Source organism: bacterium (assembly GCA_021372615.1).
Taxonomy (GTDB): Bacteria; Armatimonadota; Zipacnadia; order Zipacnadales; family UBA11051; genus JAJFUB01.
Genome location: JAJFUB010000117.1, coordinates 1 through 19,869, shown reverse-complemented (window position 1 = coordinate 19,869; position 19,869 = coordinate 1). Strand labels below are relative to the sequence as shown.

Below are 19,869 nucleotides of genomic sequence, written 5' to 3'. Positions count from 1 at the left end.
CAACACCAGCGCGCCCGAGTACTACAAGTGGACCCAGTGGATTTTCCTTCAGCTCTACAAGGCCGGCCTGGCCTATCGGGCCAAGGCCCCGGTCAACTGGTGCCCGAGCTGCCAGACCGTGCTGGCCAACGAACAGGTCCTGCCTGAGGGCACCTGCGAACGTTGTGAGACCCCGGTTACGCGCAAGGATCTGGTCCAGTGGTTCTTCGGGATCACCCGCTACGCGGACCGGCTCCTGGCCGGGCTGGACAACATCGACTGGCCGGACAAGACCAAGACCATGCAGCGCAACTGGATCGGCCGCAGCGAGGGCGCCGAGGTGGACTTCGCGGTCGAGAGTCGCGGTCAGGTGACCGCTCCCACGGACGGCCCGGCCAGCATCCGCGTCTTCACCACGCGACCTGACACGCTATGGGGCGCGACCTTCATGGTGCTGGCCCCCGAGCACCCGCTGGTGGCGCAGATCACGACCGACGAGCAGCAGGCGCAGGTGGAGGAGTACGTGGCCCGCGCCGGGCGCATGACGGAGATTGACCGCCTGGCCGAGGGCAAGGAGAAGACCGGGGTGTGGACCGGCGGGTATGCGGTCAACCCCGTCAACGACGAGCGCATTCAGATCTGGGTGGCGGACTATGTGGTGATGGGCTACGGCACCGGGGCGATCATGGCCGTGCCCGCGCACGACCAGCGCGACTTCGAGTTCGCGCGTAAGTTCGGCCTGCCGATAGTGCCGGTCTTCCAGGACCCGGCGCAGCCCGTGCCCGGCGACGAGATGACGCGGGCCACGATCCACGAGGACGGCGTCGCGGTGCTGGGACCGTTCGTGGGCGACGTGGACGGCGAGGGGATCGTGCACAAGGTCATCGGCTGGCTGGAGGAGCGCAGGCTGGGGCAGGGGATGGTCAACTACAAGCTGCGCGATTGGCTCATCAGCCGGCAGCGCTATTGGGGCGCGCCGATCCCGATCATCCACTGCCCGCAGTGCGGCGAAGTGCCCGTGCCCGAGGAAGACCTCCCCGTCACGCTGCCGGAGGTCGAGAACTACCAGCCGACCGGCACCGGCGAGTCGCCGCTGGCGGGCATCCCCGAGTTCGTGAACGTGACCTGCCCCAGGTGCGGCGGCGCGGCGCGGCGCGAGACCGACACCATGGGCGGCTTCGCCTGCTCCTCGTGGTACTTCCTGCGCTTCGCCGACCCGCACAACGCGACCGAGGCGTTCTCGCGCGAGGCGCTGGACTACTGGCTGCCGGTGGACATGTACGTCGGCGGCGCAGAGCACGCCGTCATGCACCTGTTGTATGCGCGCTTCTGGACCAAGGCCCTGTATGACGCGGGGCTGGTCGGGTTCGCCGAGCCCTTCACGCAACTGCGCAACCAGGGCATGATGCTGGCCTACACGCCGGGCCGCGCGGTCGCCGCCGGTGAGGCGTGCGAGGACGGCAACGCGGATGACGATGAGGCGCCCATTGAGGACTGGAAGGTGCTGCGTCCCGAGGAGCGCGCGACGATCCCCGAGGACCGGTGGATCTGGCGCTGGGTGAAGATGAGCAAGAGCTACGGCAACGTCGTCACGCCCGACGAAGCGGCGGAGAACTACGGCGCCGACGCTCTGCGCGTGTACGAGATGTTCGTGGTGCCCTTTGAGGACACCGTACAGTGGAGCGATGAGGGCATTCGCGGCTGCCTGCGGTTCCTCGGAAGAGTGTGGCGGCTGGTGGCGCGCCATGCCGAGGGCTTCGACCCGCAGTCCTGGCGCACGGCGGTCGCGGACGTTGCGGGCGCGGAACTGGAGTTGCGCCGCAAGACGCATCGCACGGTACTGAAGGTCGGCGCGGACATCGAGGACTTCGCCTTCAACACGGCCGTGGCAGCCCTGATGGAATGGGTCAACGGCATGTACGAGGTATCCAACGCGCTGCCCGCAGGCGAGCGGTCGGCGGCGCTGGACGAGGCCCTCGAGTGCCTGGTGCTGACGCTGGCGCCGATCGCCCCACACATCGCCGACGAGATGTGGGAGGGCCTGGGCCAGGAGGGCTTCCTGTACCGGCACCCGTGGCCCGAGGCTGACGAGGCGCTGGCGGCGAGCCAGGACACAATCACAATCGTGGTGCAAGTGAACGGCAAGGTGCGCGACAAGGTGGAGGTCCCGGCGGACACGGACATGGCGCAGGTCCAGGAGCAGGCGCTGACGCTGCCGAACGTCGTCAAGCACACGGAGGGCAAGCAGGTCGTCAAGGTGATCGCGGTGCCGGGCAAACTGGTGAACGTGGTGGTGAAGTGAATCACCATGCTCATGTCTCTTGCATTCCGGCTAAGCTGGGCATAGAATCAGTCAGCGGGTACCAACAATCGCCCCCGGAGGCCGGTCATGACACGACTGTGCCTTGTATCGGCGTTTGCCCTGCTTGTGTTGGTTTCCCTCTCCGCCGCCCATGCCAGCCTGATCTGGTTCCCCGCCTGTAGCGGCGGCGGCTCGTGGAACGCGGGAACTGACGGGACGATGTCGGGGTCGGCGTGGGTGCCGAAATACGACCCCGCGGCGCACGCCGGCGCCGCGCTCGCGGCCATTCGGTTCGAGCTCACCACGGACGCGTCGCAGCAAGCAGCTGCTGTCATGAACTACAGTGAGACCGACTCAGCGCTCGGGATCATGACGGTCGCTGCCGGCATGCAGCTCTTCGACCCGAGCAGTCCCGCCACTGTCCTACTCGAGACAGACCATTCATGGTCGCAGTCGGTCTCTCTGGCCCCGCAATCGAATACCCTCATTGGTCCTGCGAGTGATGGGAACGTGTCGGACTCAGCGACGCTGACCACCAATCTGGGGATGTACGTCTACGACTTCGGCGGGGATATCTTCTTCTCTCTGCCCGTCGCCACGGTTGACTACTCCTCCTGGACAGGATCTGGCAACGTGAGCTTCATGACCATGACGCAGGGCACGGCCACAATCGGCGTCTACTACGCATATGATGACGGCAACTCTGAGCCGCCGATACCGGAGCCGGGCACACTGGCGTTGCTCGGCGCGGGATTGTCTGCCCTCGGTCTCTTGCGGCGTCGGCGCGTTGCCGGGAGATGACGCGGCCGAACAGGCCAGGGCCGTCGTCAACCCCACCATCGCCCCCAAGGTGCGCGACAGGGTGGAAGTCCCGGCGGACACGGACATGACGCAGGTCCAGGAGCAAGCCCTGGCCCTGCCGAACGTGGTCAAGCACATGGAGGGCAAGGCGGTCGTGAAAGTGGTGGTAGTGGCGGGGAGACTGGTGAATGTGGTGGTGAAGTGAACCGCGATGCTCATATCTCTTACATTTGGGCCAGGCTGAGCATAGAATCAGTGGTTGGGGGCCACAAACTGCGCCAGGAGGCCGGTCATGACACGACTGTGCCTTGTGTTGGCGTTTGCCCTGCTTGTGTTGGTTTCCCTCTCCGGCGCCCATGCCAGCCTGATCTGGTTCTCCCCCATTGGCGGCTCCTTCACGTGGAGGGCGGGAACCGAGGAGACGATGTCGGGGTCGTTCCCGATGCTGAAGTACTTCCCCGATGCCCACTCCTTCGCCGCGCTCGCGGCCATCCGGTTCGAGCTCACCACGGACGTGTCCGCGGCGCAAGGTGGTTTCATCAACAACAGTGAGACCGACTCAGCGTTCGGAACCATGACCGTCGCTGCCGGAACGCAACTCTTCGACCCGAACAGCCCCGCCACGGTCCTGCTCGAGACGGACCATTCATGGTCGGAGTCGGTCTCTCTGCCGCCGCGAGGGCTTGCCGTCATTGATGGAAGTGACGGCAACGTATCGGCCTCCACTACGCTGACCACCAATCTGGATGCCTACACCTACGGCTACGTCTTCGGCGAGTCCGTGTTTTACGATCTGCCCTACGCCACGGTTGACTTCTCCTCCTGGGCAGGATACGGCAACGTAACGTTCTTTGCCGCTACATGGGGCACGGCCACCTTCGCTGTCTACTACGCGTACGATGACGGCAACCCTGAGCCGCCGATACCGGAGCCGGGCACACTGGCGTTGCTCGGCGCGGGATTGTCCGCCCTCGGTCTCTTGCGGCGTCGGCGCGTTGGCGGGAGATGACACGGCCGAGCAGGCCAGGGCGGTCGTCAACCCCACCATCGTCCCCTGTGAGCTCTACGCTTTCTAGTTGAGGACAACACCTGCGCGGCCGGAAGGCGAGGAACTCGTCTCCCGGCCGCTTGCGTTTGCGGAGTCTAGGAGCTCGTCGGGAATGATTCCGGCGTCGGGGGATACTAAGCAGCCAGTTGGGCCATGGAGCCCGTGCTTTGGAGGCGCATGATGCGTATCGCTTATCTCCCGTTGCTGCTGATCACCTTGCTCGCTCTGTCGCTCATCTCTTTTGTTGGTCCCGCTGTCGCTGCTGACTACCCCGCACCGGTGCAGAAGGCCATCGAGCGGCTGGCGAAGGTCGCTGACGTCACCGTCGCGGACATCGAGGTCGTGTCCTGTGAGGGCGTCGAGTGGCCCGACACATCGCTGGGCGCACCGCGTCCCGGCCATTTCTATGCGCAGGTCATCACCGGCGGCTACAAGATCGTGCTACTGGCCCAGGGGCGGCGCTATGAGTACCATACCGACATGAAGGGCCGCGTGGTGCTGGCCAACTCCGGTGAGGCGCAGGGCCAGGGCGAGACCGCGACCCCCGGCTCGATGGCCGCCAAGTGCTGCGCCGACCTGGCCAAGCGGCTGAACGTGAAGCGCGAGGAAGTCCGTATCGAGAAGACCGAAGCCGCCACCTTCCTCGACGGCTCGCTGGGCTTCCCCCGCCCGGGCGAGGTCTACACCAAGGCCATCACTCAGGGCCAGCGCTTGACGCTGGTATGCCGCGACCTGCGCTATCTGTATGCCACCAACGATACGGTCATCCGCTACGGCGGCCCCGTGGACGCGCGGCAGCTCTCGGCCCTGTACATCGAGCCGATCCCCAACGACCCCAACATGAACGGCAATCTGGTGCAGGTCGCGCTGGCCGGCGACAACCCGCGCACGCTGCTGACTGAGGTGGACAGCTTCCGCCCGCAGGCTGACGGCTCGATCATCGCCATGCGCCGCACCTCCCGCTCCGGCTATGACCTGCTATACCTGGCGCCCCAGCAGGCGGGCGAGGGCGTGCGGCTAGCCCGCGGGATGTACTTCCCGGACGCGGCCGTGACGCCCGACGGCAAGCGCTGGGCGGCGCTGGTCCGGCCCGGGCTGGGCGCCGACTGGCGGTTCATCACCGGTCCGGCGGGCCAGCCCGCTGACGGACAGCCCATCGCGCTGCCCGACGGCCTGCCCCAGCAGGTCTACCTGACCGGCTCCCACCCCGTCGTGCGAATGCGGGCGCGCCAGGGCGAGGAGATGGCGTACTACGAGCTGGTGGAGGGCGCCTTCCGGCCGACCGAGTTCAGTCCGCCCGCGCTTGAGGGACTCCTCCTGAACCGGAGCTACACGCTCGAGATCGGGACCAGCCCGATAGACGGCAAGCCCACGACGTGCGTAGCCCGCCGGCACTTCAGTGGCGCGCGCGAAGTCGAGGCGAGCATCCCGGGGTTCGAGGTCACCGAGTACTCGCTGGCGCCGGGCAAGCGGTTCGTCCTGCTGTTCGGCAAGAGCGGCGAGGAGTACCGCGCCTACACCGTAGACCGCGAGACAGGCGAGGTGCTGCAGACCGTGGCGCAGCCCCATGGCCCGGTGCGGCTGCTCGCGGCCCCGAGCGCCCGGCCGGTCGCCATGTTCGACAACTGACACAGACCCGTCGGGACCTCCCCCGGCAGACTACAACGCGCACGGCCCTCGGCCGTGCGCGCTGCTTTGCCCCGGGCGTGATGCGGCGCTAACGTTGCGCCAGGCACCACAGCGCCTTCCCCGTGCGCACGTACAGTCTCCCGTCCACCGGGGCCAGCGAGGCGGAGACCGGCTCCTGCAGATCGTTCGTGGCCAGGAGACGGAAGGCCCGCGCGCAGGCCACGAGGCGCGTCTTGCCCGCGGTGTCGGTGCAGAGCACGCAGTCACCGATGGCGAGCGGCGAGGCATAGTGCTGCTGGGGGAAGGACTGCTCCCAGAGCATCCGGCCGGTGCGGGCATCGAGGCAGTAGACGGTGCCCGTGTCGGAGACCATGAGCAGCAGGCCCCGGTGCAGCACCGGGGTGGCGCACTGCGGGCCATCCATGTGCGGCGTCGTCCAGACGATGGGCGAACCGGGCCTCCCCAGCCTGTCCAGCGCGACGGCCACCGTCTGGGTCGGGCCCGCCAGGTAGACACGCTCCGCGTCGGCCACCGGGCAGTCCACCGGGTTGGTGCTGCTGCCGAAGCCGGTGATCTCGTGGGTCCACAGCTCGCGGCCGGTGTCCGGGTCGTACCCGCTGAGGTCCTCCAGGCCCCAGACCAGCACCGTGGGCCGACCGCGGACGGGCCAGAGGAGCGGGGTGCGGCAGTTGCCGGCATACATGTGCATCTTCTGGGTGCGCCGCGTGCGCCAGCGCAGGCGGCCGGTCGCCGCGTCGAGGGCCACCAGCCACTGACCGGCCTGCGACTCGCTCAGGATGAGCAGCGAGTCCTTCCACAGAACGGGCGAGCCGGCGACACCCTCGGTTGACAGGAAGGGCAGTTGGCGGTAGGTCCACAGCAGACGACCGTCACGGTCCACGGCCATGACCCCGGCCGTGCCGAAGTAGGCGAAGACTCGACGGCCGTCGCTGACCGGGGTCGGGGTGGCAGCGGAGTTGTCCGAGTGCATAATGCCGCGCGCGGCAAGCAGGCCGAGGGTCTGCCAGCGCACGGCGCCGCTATCGCGGTCCAGGCAGATGACTCCTCGCGCGAACATGCGGTCGCGCGGCACCCACAGCACGTACGCAAAGCACCCCGCGCCGAGCAGCACGGCCAGCAGCGCGGGCAGGGCACCGAAGGGGACGCCTGCGCCCGACGCACGAAAGCGCACGACTGTCATGGCGGCGGCCAGGGCCAGGATGGTGGCCCCGGCGAAGATGAGCGACACCCACGGCGCGACGATCGGGTGGTAGTACGGCTGGCCGATGACATAGACCAGGTAGGGCGTGCGCGCGATGAGCCGCTCCAGCCCGAAGCCCAGCCCCACGAGCATGAAGCCCACGAGCGACAGCACGGACAACAGATTGACGACCAGGGCGCGCGGCCAGACGCGGCGCAGCAGGAGCAGCAACGCCGCCAGCACCAGCAGCCCCGCCGGCAGCCACCATGGCAGATGCGGGACATACGGGGAAGAGGTACTGACTGTACCGCGCGTGTTGTGCTGCGCCCGCAGGACCGCCAGGATGAGCACTGTCACCCCCACGGCCATGAGCAGCACGCCGGGCAGGCCCAGCGTCAGCGCCAGGCCCGGTCGCAGCCGCCGCAGGCTCAGCGCCCCCAGCGTCAGCCCCAGGAACAGCGGCAGAACCACCACCCCGAACAGGAAGAGCGACTTGGGGTGCAGCGGGCCATAGTCGAAGGCATGGGCGCGGTCGGGCACGACGAGATAGGCCACGCCCGACAGCAAGACCAGGCCGACGGCCGCCCAGAGTTGCTGCCCCCCTGCCCGGCGGCATGACTCCTCGCCCGCCACCTTCCGGGCGCCGCCCGTGGAGATGACCAGCACCAGCGCCAGCACGAGCGACAGCACGGCGGCCATCCAGCCGCGCTCCAGGGCGCGGTCGAAGGTGAGTACGTTCTCGCCGTACATCACCAGCAGGGCCATGGCCGCGGCCAGGGCGACCAGGCCCGCCAGCGACAGCAGCCCCCGCAGCGAGAGGTCCTCGCGACAGCGGGCCGCCACCGTCCACAGCGCCGTGGCCAGCAGCGCCCAGGCCACGACCAGGAGGCCCACGCGCACGCCGGTCAGCATGTGCGCGGGTTGGGGCTGCTCGATGGCGTAGCTGAGGAAGACGGCGTCGCCGACGACGATGGGGGAGGAGTGTCCTTCGCCGGGGAGGGGAGTGCGCCAGCGAACGTTCTGGGTGCGGGACCAGTGCAACGGATAGGCCGCCTCCAGGCCGGCGCTCCCAGGGGCGACGTTCTGGCGCTCAACGCCGCGGAAGCCCGGCCAGTCGTCGGCATGGCCAGTCCCCGCCAGACACAGGAGGACGACGACAACGGCGCCTGACCGCATGGTGATCGCCCCCTATCCACCGAGAGCTAACGCAGGAGGCGGCTGGCCGCCTCCAGTGTCTTCTTCCCCTCACTGACCGGCATCGCGGCGGGCTCCGTCTGGACCTTCGCATAGGTGAAGCCGACGAGAGTCTGGTTCAGCGCGGCCACCGCCTGCTCCGCCGCCGGGTCCTGGGAGGCGGCCAGCTTCTCACGCACGATCCTGATCTTCTCGAAGTCGGCGATGCCCTCCCGCAGGCGCTCGAAGCGGATGGAGCTGCGCGCGCCCGGGTAGACGAGGAAGCAATCGCCGGCCGGCCAGGTCACGTAGCTCGTGTCGTGCAGCGGGTCCTGGGTCCAGCTATCGTAGGCCCACCGCAACAGACCCGAGTAGCCCTGCGCGGCACAGTACCAGCCCAGCCATGTCGCCTCGGCGGGCGGTGAGAACGTGAAGGTGTTCGGGCGCCCCGGTCCGCAACAGACGTAGGTCGTCGTGGGAAGGCCCTTGGCGGCGCGCTGCCGGGCGAGCGCCGGGTCCAGCGGCGGGGTGATGAACACACACCAGTCGTCAATCTTGTCGGCCAGCTCGGGGTGGTTGCCGCCGGCCAGCGCGATCTTCAGCTCGGGCGCAGTCTGGCGGAGGAACGCGATCATCGGCAGCATCCGGTCCAGCGGCCACTCGTCCATCGCCAGCGCCGTCTTCCCCAGCCAGCCCTTCTGCCTCAGGTGAGCAGTGAAGTCGGCCAGGAACGGACGCCACGTGTCCTGCAGCGACAGACCGCTGGGCGTGTACTCGCCGGTGGCTTCGTCGAGCACACGCGGCGGCGCGACCGTGTAGCAGTTGATCGCGTCGGTGATGCCGCAGCGCATGGCGAGGGCGACATAGGTGTCGAAGGCGGTGTAGTCATAGCGCCACGTGCCGTCGGGCTTGCGGATCCACTGGATCATGCTGTCATACGGGTCGTAGGTCTGCGTGCCCCATGGACGGTGGATGATGCTGGTGGTGATGCACTTCTGCCCCGCCTCTGCGAGGAGACGGAGGTGCGGCTCCAGCAGCTTCAGGTGCTCCTCCGACCACAAGCGCACATCGTGATACCGCGCCACGGCAAAGGGGTTCTGCCACAGGTCGAGGCGAAACCGCCACTGTGCGGGCGGCGGCAGGACCGCCGGGAGCACCTCCAGTGACAGGCCGAACTGCACGCTCTGCCGGTCGGCGGCGACGACCTCAAGCATGCCGTTGTAGCGGCCCGGCCGTGCGTCCGGCGGCACGTCCACCGTCAGCCACACAGGGCGCGACGTCTGTGCCGGCATATCGAGCCGGTCGAGCGTGTCGAGGATGTCGGGCATGAGCTTGCCATCGGCCAGCACGTAGCGCACGAAGCGCGGCTGGACGCAGGCGGCGGGGACGACGGCGCCGTCGTCGCTCTTCAGTTCGCAGGGCCGGAAGCGCACTTGCCGCGCTCCCGTGCGGGAGGAGAGGACGACCTGTCCGTGCACGCGCTCGCCGCGCCATGCCACGGCAGACCATGCGCGGCTGTGCTCGCGGGCGATCGCCGAGCGCTCCTCATCCTGCATCGGCAGGTCGCGCGCGTAGCGCGAGTCCACCGACCCCACGTATCCCACCAGCCCGGCGGGCCAGTTGGCCCACGGCTGCTCCCGGGCGGTGTAGGCCGCCGTCTGCTCGGCGGTCAGCCGATAGCCCTCGATCTCCACGATGTGCCCGCCGGTGACGTTGCCGACGGAGTTGCTGGTGAAGGTGGTGCGGACGTACTTGACCTTGAGTGTGGGGAAGAGGAACGTCTCACCGGCCTCGGTCTGGGGCGTGGTGTTCGCGCGCTTGTCGCCGAGCACCGTCCAGTTCACACCATCGAGGGAGCCCTCGACAAAGTACTGGTACACACGGCGATGGTCCCAGAAGGTCCAAAGGCGGATGAGGTTGAGGTCGCGGGGCTCGGCAAGTTCCACGGTAAGCCACACCGGGACGTTCTCGGCGGCCCAGTGCGGCGAGGGCGCGTCGTGTCGGCCATCCACCGCGTTCGCGGCCACGCAGCCGTCCCAGTGCGGTGACGAGGTGACCTTCGCCTTGAGGAACAGGTTCTCCCCCAGACTGGTCGTCGCCGGCGAAGACGGCTCATAGAGCGGGTGCGCGGCCGGCGCCGCCATAGCAACGGTGGCCGCGAGGCACAGCAGCAGCACACAGTGGCGGCCCTGTAGGGCGGGGGCTTGTACCCCGCCCAGTCGTTCGCTTCGTGCCACGCGGGGCGGGGTACAAGCCCCCGCCCTACAGAGGGGCGTTACCATCAGTACCCCCAGTTCGGGCTGTACTTGCCGTCCACGATGACCTCGCCGAGGCGGTGGAAGCGGAGCCACACCGGCGTGGGCGGGGCGTCCTCGCTCATGCGGCGTGCATCCTCGACGTTGCCCAGGCGGGTGAGCGTACACCAGCGCGCAGTGTTCTCATCGCCGGAGTTGCCGTCCCAGAAGGTCAGGCCGTCAGCTCCCTGGTCGTACAGCGCGACCGCCTGGCGCAGGACGCTCGGCACATCCGGCGTGCTCCAGCCGATGAAGGTGGGCTTGACCGGGACCTTGGCGGCGCCGCAGACCTCCCTGAAGAAGGCCATGTCGTACTCCTTGGCGGCCCCGCCGCCCGCGTGCAGGTAGGGCATGACGAGATCTACCAGGCCGTCCTTGACCCATTGTCGCAGGTCCAGCCCGAACTTGAGGTTGTCGGCCTCGTTGGCCAGCACCATGGCGCTGAGGGCCAGCCGCGTCCCGCGCTTGCGGCCCTCCCCATCGAGCATCGTGCGGATCTCGCGCATGAAGCCGGTCATGATCTCGGCCCGCAGGGCGAGGACCCTCGGGTCATTCTCGTCCACCGTTTGCACGTCGGCGTTGTAGCGCTTCTGGAACAGGTCGGCAAAGGGCTTCTCGTACAGCACGAAGGGGGCGCCACGCACATATAGCACACACGCGCCGTCCGCCCCGAAGCCCACCGCCTCGCGCAGGACGTCCACCAGGTGAGCGCGCACCTCGGGCACGGCGTAGCTCATCCGCGAGACCGGGGTGCCGTCACGATCCACGCAGCGCCACTGGGGGTGCTCGCGGTAGAAGCGGCTGGTGAAGAAGTCATCGAGGGGCGGGCTGTGCTCCCAGGCGCCAGGGCGGATGGCGATATGCACCTTCAGGCCGGCGTCATGGGCCCCCCCGATCATCACCTGCGTGGGGTTGATCTGCTGCCGGGCCAGCTCCCGGATGGCCTCGGCGTACTGGCGGTCGCCGGTGCGGCCGAAGACCTCCAGTGTCTGCCCGGCCATTTCGCCGACGCGCGAGGGGTAGTTGGTCATGTCCGCGCCGCCCGGCTGCAGGATGAGCGTGCCGAAGTCGGTATCGCGGTAGACCTCAACCTCGCGGCGCAGGTCCTCGCGGGTGGTGCACCGGCGGGAGTAGATGAAGCTAAAGCCATCAATGGTCGTCACGAGCGTGCGGCGCGAGGCATCGCTGCGACGGGACTGGAGGGTCTGCACCTCCTCGGGCGTCAGCGGCACCAGCTTGACATAGGCGACACCGCAGCCAGGACCGAGGGGGTGGCGGCTGAGGTGCAGGCTCTGGCCGGTGAGGTCCGCGGCCTTGAAGAACGCCTCCTCGACTGCGCCCATGGTGCGCGAGCGCGGCGTCGGCGCGGGATCGCGGGTCAGCCGCAGCAGCGCCTGGCACCCGACAGACGCCGGGTCGGCCAGGCCCACGTAGACCGCGTGCCACCCCTTCACGCCCAGCGGCAGCGTCAGCTCAGGCGCCTGGCTCTCCGACGGCGCCCAGATCATCTTCCCGGTGAGGCTCCCCGCCTCGTACGGCACCAGCTTCCACTGCTTGAGGCGTGTGGTCGTGGTCAGCGCCGCCGCGGGTGTGCACTGGCTCATGTCCGAGAGCACGAGGGGCTGGGCCCCCTGGGCCCACTCCAGCGCCGAGGCGCCCGTGCCGCCCTGCACCGGGGCGAACTCGAGGTCGTCGCAGTCGAGCGTGCCGCTGCGGAACTGCCCGACCACCGTGACCCACACCTTCTCGATGGGCCACTGCACCTGCGGCACCAGCCGCACGGAGAGGCGTCGCCAGTCATACGTCCCAACCGGCAGGTCCATGTAGACCTGGCTGGCGTCGGTGTAGGGGCGGTCCTTGTAGTGGATGTGGAAGTAGAAGCGGGCGAAGTCCTTCTCGTCGCCCTGGCCCAGCTTCACGCCCTGCGCGCGGAACCAGCCGGTGGCGCGGTAGACGCGCGTGGGCAGGGCGGGCAGCTCGTGCCGCCAGGCATGACTGGCGCCGTCGCCGACCAGGCGCATGGCGCGCTGCCCCGAGTGCGGTCGCCCGTCGGTGACAGCCGCTGCCTGGAAGGGCGGCACGACGATCCAGCCGGCGGGCTTGCCGTCGTCCCCGACTTCCTCGAAGCCGCCATTGACGATCTGCGCCTCCGCCCACACCGTGGTCATGAGCATCACTCCCAGCAACGCCAGGCTGCGGCACGCGAAGCGCCTCATGGACGTCACCTCATCAATTCGTCGGTAGCGGCCTTGACTTGCGCGGCGATCTCGGCGGGGGGCAGGGCCCACAGGTCCTGGTTGAACAGCTCGACCGACAGCGCGCCCGCGTAGCCGTTGTCGCCCAGGTAGCCCAGCGCCTCGCGCAAAGGCAGCACGCCCCGGCCGGGCAGGACGCGGTGGCTGTCGTTCATCTGCATGATGTCCCCGGCGGGCACGTCATTGAGGTGGACGCAGCCGACCTCCTCGCCCCGCGGCAGCTTGAAGTCCGCGACGACCGTGCCGCCGCGGAAGCTGTGGAAGATATCAATGAGCAGCTTGGCATTGGGGTGGTCGGCCGCGCGCACGAGCTGCAGACCAGACTTGATGTCATGGTACTGCTCGAAGGCGCCGATGTACTCCAGGGCCATGACGACGCCGTACTTGGCGCCGATGTCGGCAATGGCGCGGAAGTCCTCGGCCGCCTGGTCGGGGCAGCCTGTCCCGCCCGAGGCGCAGGCGATGACGACGGGGCAGCCGATGTCGGCGGCCATGGCGGCGCGGTCTTCAGCGGCCTGCAGCGCCTGGTCGCGCGCTTCGCCCGTAGCCCACATCCACCCGCCCAGGTAGCACATCTCCTCCAGCCGCAGCGCGCTGAACTGCTGCAGGTCATCCAGCGAACCCACTCGCTGCTGCAGGGCGTCGAGGGTGCTGTACCACACCCCCACACTGGCAAAGCCCGCGTCGGCGGACACCTGCAGCGCCTCGACGGGGTCTATCTCACGACCGAGAGTCACGGTGTTGAGGGCAACGCGCATGGTGTGCACTTCCTCTCCGGGGGCGATTTGGTCTTTGACATTTTCCGGGCTAGCAGGGACAATACCTCCAGATGGTCCAGAAGGGCGGAACCGACAGATTGATGCCAGAGCAGCTCGTGTATGAACAGAATGGTGTCCGGATCTACCACGGCGACGCGCGCAGCATGGGCACGCTGGGTGACGGCTCGGTGGCCCTCATTGTCACCAGCCCCCCGTACTGGGACATCAAGAACTACAGGCATGAGGCCCAGATTGGGCTGGGGCAGTCCTATGCCGACTACTTGGAGCAGCTACGTCTGGTTGGTGAGGAATGCCACCGGGTCCTCGCCCCCGGGCGGTTCATGTGCTGGGTAGTCGGCACACGCGTATCCGATGGCGACATGAAGCACATCCCCGCGGACTGCATCCGCATCTTCGAGAGCCTTGGCTTCAGCTTCAAGAAGGAGATCATCTGGGTCAAGCCTAAGGGCACACAGGGCCTGTGGCAGCGGGGCACGACCCAGTTCCTGAAGACCAAGCCGTACCCGTGCTCGGCCAACATCAATATCCAACACGAGTACATCCTCGTGCTCCAGAAGGAGGGGGAGTTCGAGCCCCCGGCCCGCGAGCCACTAAGTGAAGAGTTCATCAAGCGCGTCGCATGGAGTGTCTGGGAGCTGCCTGTCTCCATGACGAAGGGCCATCCAGCCCCCTTCCCTCTGGCCATTCCCGAACGACTGATCCTCCTGTACAGCTACAGAGGAGAGACCGTTCTCGATCCGTTCCTGGGGACGGGGACAACGCTCGTGGCCGCGCGCAACTTGGGGCGACACGGGATTGGTTATGAGATCAGCGAGGAGTTCTGCGACTTGGCCGAGACGCAGCTAAGCTCCCAGGAGTTGAAGCTCATTCAGGAGGTATAGGGGGAGATGGCTGATGAGACTTTCGTCGTGTTCTATGGCGAGAGCGAGACTGAAGCGAAGTACCTGATCCGGCATACAAGCCTTCCAAGGGGAACCGACGTTCGGCCGATCCTTCCGAACGACCGGCTGTTCCCCGACAATCCTGCTTTCGTCCAGCAGATGCTGTACCTGGACAAGCCGGACGTTATCGTCGCTGCCGGTGACCCTCTGCGACCCGTGTTCGGGGTCGAGATATCCGCCGAGGCCCCCACGGGGCATGATGCCTTCCAGCGTTTTGCCCGGATCGTCGCCGCCGCCGCACAAGGCACCCCCTTCGCCTATCTGTTCCCGCAGCGGAAGTGGGTTACTCGTGGCACCGAGGCCGGACGCTGGGACCAGTTCAACCCCCTGATTCTGCGAGCTCTTGTGCAGGTGTCGCGCTTTCACAACGTTCCGGCTCTCCCGTTCCTGTGGCCGGCGGACCGCGAGACGGGACACCCGCAGCAGGGGTACCTGCTGTCCGAGTCCGCGCGCTCCTGCTTGCCGCCAGCGCGGCACCCCGAAGTCGTAGCCCTGCGGCAGTTTGCGGACCTCGCGATAGCGTGCTACCGTCAGAACCGGCCGTTCTCCGAGTTGGTCTTTACTGAGTTCTTCGCGACACGGGAAGCCCAGAACTGGAGCCTATACCACGAACGAGGTGGGCACGACGGGCCGTGGTCTCCCCTGACCTCCTGCGAACGGGTTCCTACCTCCGGTCTCCTGAGGCGGATCAGGAGGATCACCGACGTCGATCTGGAGTCACTGCCCGACCTCATGCAGTCGAGGGAAGCCAGCATCATCTACACGACGGACTCCCGCACCTTTCGCGCCGACCCCTACGCTGGAGCGCTCGTGGCAGTGGACTACCTCACATGCCGGAACGGCCCCACCACCCAGCACCGCCACAGCAACCTCATCATCTCCTTCCCCAGAGCCTCGATCTCCCAGGTCGTGGACAAGGCCCAACGCTACCACCGCGCAAACTGCCCCCTCCAAATGGAGGAAGATGAGATCCGGCAGGGCGATAGGTACTACAACCTGCACCTAAGGGAAGGCTGTCGCTACACCAAACAGAAGGAGATGCGCACCATCTGCTCGTTCGCTGACATGGTCGTATTCGCGGACGGTATCCTTCTGTGAGCGCAGTGCGGGAGGAGACGATAACCGAAGCCGTCTGTGACTGGCTCGAGGCGCGAGGGTGGCAGATCATCGCAGCCCACCACCCAGGAACTCAGGGCGGGTTCAGATTGCGCAGCGCCGGCAATCGGGGAGAGGGCGATGTCGTGCCTGACGTTGTCGCAGTGAAGTCAGGCCATGTCCTGGTTGTGGAAAGCAAGCCGCTCTTCTCACGAGCTGACTACCGCAAGCTACGGCAGATCGTGAGCAACCCCGATCAGCTCCAGCAGCTTGCAGCGCTGGTGCCCGTCGGGTCGAGCGCGCCCGAGGTGCTCCCGGCGCTGGCGTTCGCCGGAGCACTGCCGTCGCAGCTTGACCCCAGCGTCGTCGTCTTCCACTACATCGCGGGTCGCGTACGCCCCCTTGTTGCTCAAGGCGGAAGTTGGCGCGAATCCGCCAAGCTAGCTGACGCCTGGAACGGCTAACGGACTGCCATCCCGAGCCAACCGCGCGTCCGACAGTCGCCCCGTGTGCCCTACCTCGCCACAATCGTGTAGCTCCAGCTCGCCAGCACCGTGTCGCTCGCGGCCCAGAAGCCTACGTTGTCGTCGTTGGGGTCGTCGGTGTCGGTCACCCAACCGGTGATCGGTAGGTCCCGGTCCAGCGTGATCTCGACCGTGGGCGCGTTGGTCTTCCAGGTCGAGGTGCCGCCTGTCAGGCCGAACAGGCTCTCGGTAACCGGCGGCTGCAGCACCCAGCCCTCGGTCGGGAGAGGGTAGGCCTGGCTGCCGATGGTGGCGGCCTGCGTGTCCCACACGGTCGGGGAGAGGTGCATCGAGGAGAGCATGACCGGCTTGAAGGCCTCGCCGGGCCGGCCGGCGTCCAGCGCCACCGTGCCGGTCGCCGTGACGTTCACCACGGCCCGGATGGCGCCCCCGGACGGTGGCGACAGCCGCACCTGGCCCTGCACCTGCAGGCCGGCGATGGCCCCGGCGAAGGCGATGAGCAGGTCATCGCCGTCCGTGGTTGGCGTCGCCGTGATCGCGGCCCCCTGGTGGTACGTGCCGCCCGTCCACAGCGACGGCAGCAGCACGACGGAGGTGCCCCAGCCCGAGGTGCGGCTGGGCACGAGGCGCAGGTAGCCGCTGTTCAGGTGCAGCGCGCCGTATTGCGGGTAGTCCACGCCGCTACCGCGAGAGATCTGAAGGGTGTTGCCGTTGAGAGTCGTCAGCCACGAGGCCGCGCCGCCGCCCCCACCGCAGCCACTGGCCGCCAGCAGGGCCAGGGCGCACAGCACCGTCAGGGAGACCAGTCTGGAGCCGAACATCGCGATACCCCTCCCGCTACCTGTGAATCACTATCGCTTCCCTACTTCGACGCGGGCGTGCCGTCCGCCTGCCGCCAGAAGGGATTCGGCTCCGGTAGGCGAAGGACTGCCCCAACCCTGATCCTGGAGTAGACCGACATGCCTGACATCATCTGCCTCGGCGAAGCATTGGTGGACATGGTGTCCACCGCCCATGGGCTCAACCTGGTCCAGTCGCCTGGCTTTGAGAAGGCCGCCGGGGGCGCGCCGACCAATGTCGCGGCCGGCTGCGCCATTCTCGGCGCCGAGGCCGGGCTCCTCGCCCGCGTGGGACAGGACTCGTTTGGCGAGTTCCTGCGCCAGACGCTCTTTGATGCTGGCGTGGACCTGGAGTGCTTCCGCCTGGACCCCGACTACGCCACCCAGCTCGCCTTCGTGGCGCTCGACGACCATGGCGTGCCCGAGTTCGCCTTCCACGTCAAGCAGAGCGCCGACCAGATGCTGAAGTTGTCCGATGCCGACATGGAGTACATCGCCGCGGGGAGCATCTTCCACTTTGGCTCGATCACGCTCATCAACGAGCCGGCGCGGACGGCCACGCTGGCGGCGCTCCAGCACGCGCTGGACGAGGGGCTGCTGGTCAGCCTCGACCCCAACCTGCGCCCGCCGCTGTGGCGCAGCCTGGATGATGCGTATGAGGCCATCCATGAGGTCATCCCCCAGTGCGACTTCCTGAAGGTGAGCGAGGAGGAGATGACCTTCCTCACCGGGATCGAGGACCTCGACCAGGGGATACAGGCCCTGTGGGAACTGGGGCCGGCGGTGGTCGCAGTCACGCGCGGGCCGGCAGGCTGCAGCGTGTGCAACGGGGACTTCGTCTTTGACTTGCCAGCCTTCCGGGTGCCGGTACTGGACACCACCGGCTGTGGCGATGCCTTCGTGGCGGCCACGCTGGTGCAGGTGCTGGAATCCGGCGAGGACATCACCGACCTGGACGAAGCGGCCCTGCGGGCGATCTTCCGCTTCGCCAATGCGACCGCGGCGTTGACCGCGACGGCGCAGGGCGCGATCCCCGGGCTGCCGGGGCGGGACGAAGTGGCGGAGCTGCTCGAGCTGGGGGAGCGACCGGAACTGGATGAGGAGGACGCCGCCGCTCAGTCGTCCGCCGAGGAGTCCTGAGGCGAGGTGGACCGCTTAGTCCTCGCCCGCCGCACGGCTTCCCACAGGGCGTGGGCCAGCACGGCCCCCGCGCCGAAGGCCAGGAACAGCCAGAAGATGCGGTCGAAGGGCGTCCCGGCCACCACGCCGAAGAGCAGCTCGCCCGGGTCGAATGAGACGAGAGCCGGGAAGCCCGGGAGACCTGTGGTGAAGGTGTACTTGTAGAACAGGCCGTGGCAGTTCAGGCCGATGCTCACCAGCAGGAGCATGTAGAACAGCCCCTCGTAGCACAGACGCGCCCACGCCTCGCGGGGGACCAGCAGATAGCGCTCGATCCACAGCCCCAGCGGCAGCATGGCCAGGCCGACGATGCACACGAGATAGCGCGTGTCCTGCGTGGTGGCGCCATTCCAGCTGGGGTGGTGAGCGAGCACGAGCAGCACCGCGACGAACACGCCCAGACAGCAGGCGATCTCCGGCCAACGGCGGTGCCGGCGCATCAGGAACGCGCCCCAGAGGGCCAGCCAGAGCACCGGCGACAGGGTGAGCAAGCCCGGCGGATGGGTGTCCATACCCGCCAACAGCCCCTGCAGGCCGGTGAGGATGTTGCCCTCGAAGGCCTGGCCCTCATGCCAGCCGAGGCGGTAGGCATACGACGTATGCCAGGGCGACCCGAAGCTCACATGCTGGTACAGCGCCAGCAGCCCGGCCGCCACGGCCCACGTCACCAGCCCCGGCCACAGGACGCGCCAGACCACCCACCGGTCGCGCCGCCACCGGCGCACCAGCACGTAGCCCCCCAGCAGCGGCGTCAGCAAGAGAAGCTGGTACTCCACCAACATGGCATAGCCCACGACCCAGCCACACAGGAGCACCCGCCAGCGCTCCGGCCGCGGCCGGTCTGCGACCACCAGGGCCAGATACGTGGCGGCCATCACATGCCCGGCTGCCGGGGCATGGGAGAAGAACTGGTGGCTGTAGCGCCAGATGAGGGTCGCGAAGGCCACCGCCGCCGCCGTCAGGAGACTGGGCCACAGGCCACACCACCGCCGGACAATCAGACCGGAGCAGAGCACCGCCACCAGCGCGCCCAGCGCGGGGACGCCCCCCAGCGGCAGCCGCAGGTACAGGAACAGCGCACCCAGGAGCCCGGTGCCCGGCGCGCGGTCGCTGTAGTAGTGGCCGCGGCAGTAGGAGACGTCCACGCCCCCCGTATACGAGTACTGGGCGTCCACAGTCGTGGTGTGGTCATACGCCAACGCCCGGGCCAGGGCCCAGTGCGACCCGTCATTGGGGCTGCGGGGGGTACAGTCGCGGTAGAAGAGCACCACCAGCACGAGTAGCGCGGCGATGGTCCACAGAGAGGCGGGGAGAGGGATGACCCTGCGCATGGTGGGTACCCGAATCACCTTCATCGCCGGCCCCGGCACGACCTGCCGCGCGGGCCGGTGATCGTGGGTGCACGGGGGCGCCCGGGGAGGCTGTGGAGGCCCGGGAGGCGTTGAGGAGAGAAGTTGACTTGGTATGTTCAATATACTAAGATACGCGATTGGTGGGAGCCGTCACCGGGCCGCCAATGACACGCACTGCCGCTCCGCCCCGCCCCCGCATTCATCGCCGCCCCTGTCGTCGCATCCGCCGGTACTCGCGGCCCGGTGACTGCTCCTACCCCACATCTGGTCCCACAACACCTCGGCGTTCCCGGGGTACCGCTACTTGAGAAGGAGACTTCACCATGCCGCTCGTAACCGGTTTTGAACTGCTTCAGCCCGCCCTCGAGGGCGGCTACGCTGTCGGCGCGTTCAACGCCAATAACCTCGAGTCCGTCAAGGCCGTCATTGACGCCTGCGAAGCCAAGGAGGCCCCGGTCTTCCTGCAGGTCAGCCAGGGCGCCATCAAGTACGCCGGCCTGGAAGAGGCCGCCGCGCT

The 19,869-nt window shown here is 67.8% G+C and carries 16 protein-coding genes; 10 read left to right on the top strand and 6 right to left on the bottom strand.

The features are described 5' to 3' along the window. From leuS to LLH23_17590, 5 genes are all read left to right on the top strand, one after another. On the top strand, nucleotides 1–2,281 hold a 2,281-nt coding region (gene leuS / locus LLH23_17610; GenBank protein MCE5240284.1), incomplete at its 5' end, for a leucine--tRNA ligase. Nucleotides 2,282–2,368: 87 nt separating this feature from the next. Next, nucleotides 2,369–3,082 carry a PEP-CTERM sorting domain-containing protein gene (locus tag LLH23_17605; GenBank protein MCE5240283.1) on the top strand — a complete coding sequence of 238 codons (714 nt, stop codon included), beginning with the start codon at nucleotides 2,369–2,371 and terminating at the stop codon, nucleotides 3,080–3,082. Continuing rightward, on the top strand, nucleotides 3,069–3,287 hold the full coding sequence (locus LLH23_17600) for a hypothetical protein (protein MCE5240282.1): 219 nt from the start codon (nucleotides 3,069–3,071) through the stop codon (nucleotides 3,285–3,287). Before LLH23_17605 ends, LLH23_17600 begins: the two co-directional genes overlap by 14 nt. Before the next feature lie 87 nt (nucleotides 3,288–3,374). After that, nucleotides 3,375–4,091 (top strand): PEP-CTERM sorting domain-containing protein, encoded by a 717-nt coding sequence (locus LLH23_17595; GenBank protein MCE5240281.1) that lies wholly within the window; start codon nucleotides 3,375–3,377, stop codon nucleotides 4,089–4,091. A gap of 219 nt (nucleotides 4,092–4,310) precedes the next feature. Then, nucleotides 4,311–5,759, top strand: coding sequence for a hypothetical protein (locus LLH23_17590; protein MCE5240280.1), 1,449 nt, complete (start codon nucleotides 4,311–4,313; stop codon nucleotides 5,757–5,759). A gap of 88 nt (nucleotides 5,760–5,847) precedes the next feature. On the opposite strand, the gene LLH23_17585 is transcribed toward LLH23_17590, so the two are convergent. Genes LLH23_17585 through LLH23_17570 form a run of 4 tightly spaced genes read right to left on the bottom strand, consistent with a single transcriptional unit; the run spans nucleotide 5,848 to nucleotide 13,440 of the window. Further along, on the bottom strand, nucleotides 5,848–8,136 hold the full coding sequence (locus tag LLH23_17585) for a PQQ-like beta-propeller repeat protein (GenBank protein ID MCE5240279.1): 2,289 nt from the start codon (nucleotides 8,134–8,136) through the stop codon (nucleotides 5,848–5,850). Nucleotides 8,137–8,162: 26 nt separating this feature from the next. Further along, entirely contained in the window at nucleotides 8,163–10,370 is a 2,208-nt protein-coding gene (locus LLH23_17580; protein MCE5240278.1) for a DUF4091 domain-containing protein, read from the bottom strand. A 44-nt stretch (nucleotides 10,371–10,414) separates the two neighbouring features. Then, a complete protein-coding gene (locus LLH23_17575) occupies nucleotides 10,415–12,643 on the bottom strand; it encodes a family 10 glycosylhydrolase (protein MCE5240277.1) in 2,229 nt (742 codons plus the stop codon). Between the two features lie 5 nt (nucleotides 12,644–12,648). After that, nucleotides 12,649–13,440, bottom strand: a complete 792-nt coding sequence (locus LLH23_17570; protein ID MCE5240276.1) for a sugar phosphate isomerase/epimerase — start codon at nucleotides 13,438–13,440, stop codon at nucleotides 12,649–12,651. A 101-nt stretch (nucleotides 13,441–13,541) separates the two neighbouring features. Here LLH23_17570 and LLH23_17565 point away from each other — a divergent pair, with 101 nt between their 5' ends. The 3 genes from LLH23_17565 to LLH23_17555 all read left to right on the top strand — a co-directional run bounded on the left by LLH23_17565 (nucleotide 13,542) and on the right by LLH23_17555 (nucleotide 15,961). Continuing rightward, nucleotides 13,542–14,342, top strand: coding sequence for a site-specific DNA-methyltransferase (locus tag LLH23_17565; protein ID MCE5240275.1), 801 nt, complete (start codon nucleotides 13,542–13,544; stop codon nucleotides 14,340–14,342). A gap of 6 nt (nucleotides 14,343–14,348) precedes the next feature. After that, on the top strand, nucleotides 14,349–15,500 hold the full coding sequence (locus LLH23_17560; GenBank protein ID MCE5240274.1) for a hypothetical protein: 1,152 nt from the start codon (nucleotides 14,349–14,351) through the stop codon (nucleotides 15,498–15,500). A gap of 143 nt (nucleotides 15,501–15,643) precedes the next feature. Then, a complete protein-coding gene (locus tag LLH23_17555; GenBank protein ID MCE5240273.1) occupies nucleotides 15,644–15,961 on the top strand; it encodes a hypothetical protein in 318 nt (105 codons plus the stop codon). 50 nt (nucleotides 15,962–16,011) lie between these two features. Here the strand turns inward: LLH23_17555 and LLH23_17550 are convergent, their stop codons facing one another. Continuing rightward, nucleotides 16,012–16,803 (bottom strand): hypothetical protein, encoded by a 792-nt coding sequence (locus LLH23_17550; GenBank protein MCE5240272.1) that lies wholly within the window; start codon nucleotides 16,801–16,803, stop codon nucleotides 16,012–16,014. A gap of 138 nt (nucleotides 16,804–16,941) precedes the next feature. On the opposite strand from LLH23_17550, the gene LLH23_17545 reads away from it, so the two are divergent. Beyond that, a complete protein-coding gene (locus tag LLH23_17545; GenBank protein ID MCE5240271.1) occupies nucleotides 16,942–17,961 on the top strand; it encodes a carbohydrate kinase in 1,020 nt (339 codons plus the stop codon). Here the strand turns inward: LLH23_17545 and LLH23_17540 are convergent. Continuing rightward, nucleotides 17,937–19,331 (bottom strand): glycosyltransferase family 39 protein, encoded by a 1,395-nt coding sequence (locus tag LLH23_17540; GenBank protein ID MCE5240270.1) that lies wholly within the window; start codon nucleotides 19,329–19,331, stop codon nucleotides 17,937–17,939. The genes LLH23_17545 and LLH23_17540 overlap by 25 nt on opposite strands. A gap of 344 nt (nucleotides 19,332–19,675) precedes the next feature. Here LLH23_17540 and LLH23_17535 point away from each other — a divergent pair. Continuing rightward, nucleotides 19,676–19,869: class II fructose-bisphosphate aldolase (locus LLH23_17535; GenBank protein MCE5240269.1), on the top strand; the 194-nt coding region annotated here is incomplete at its 3' end.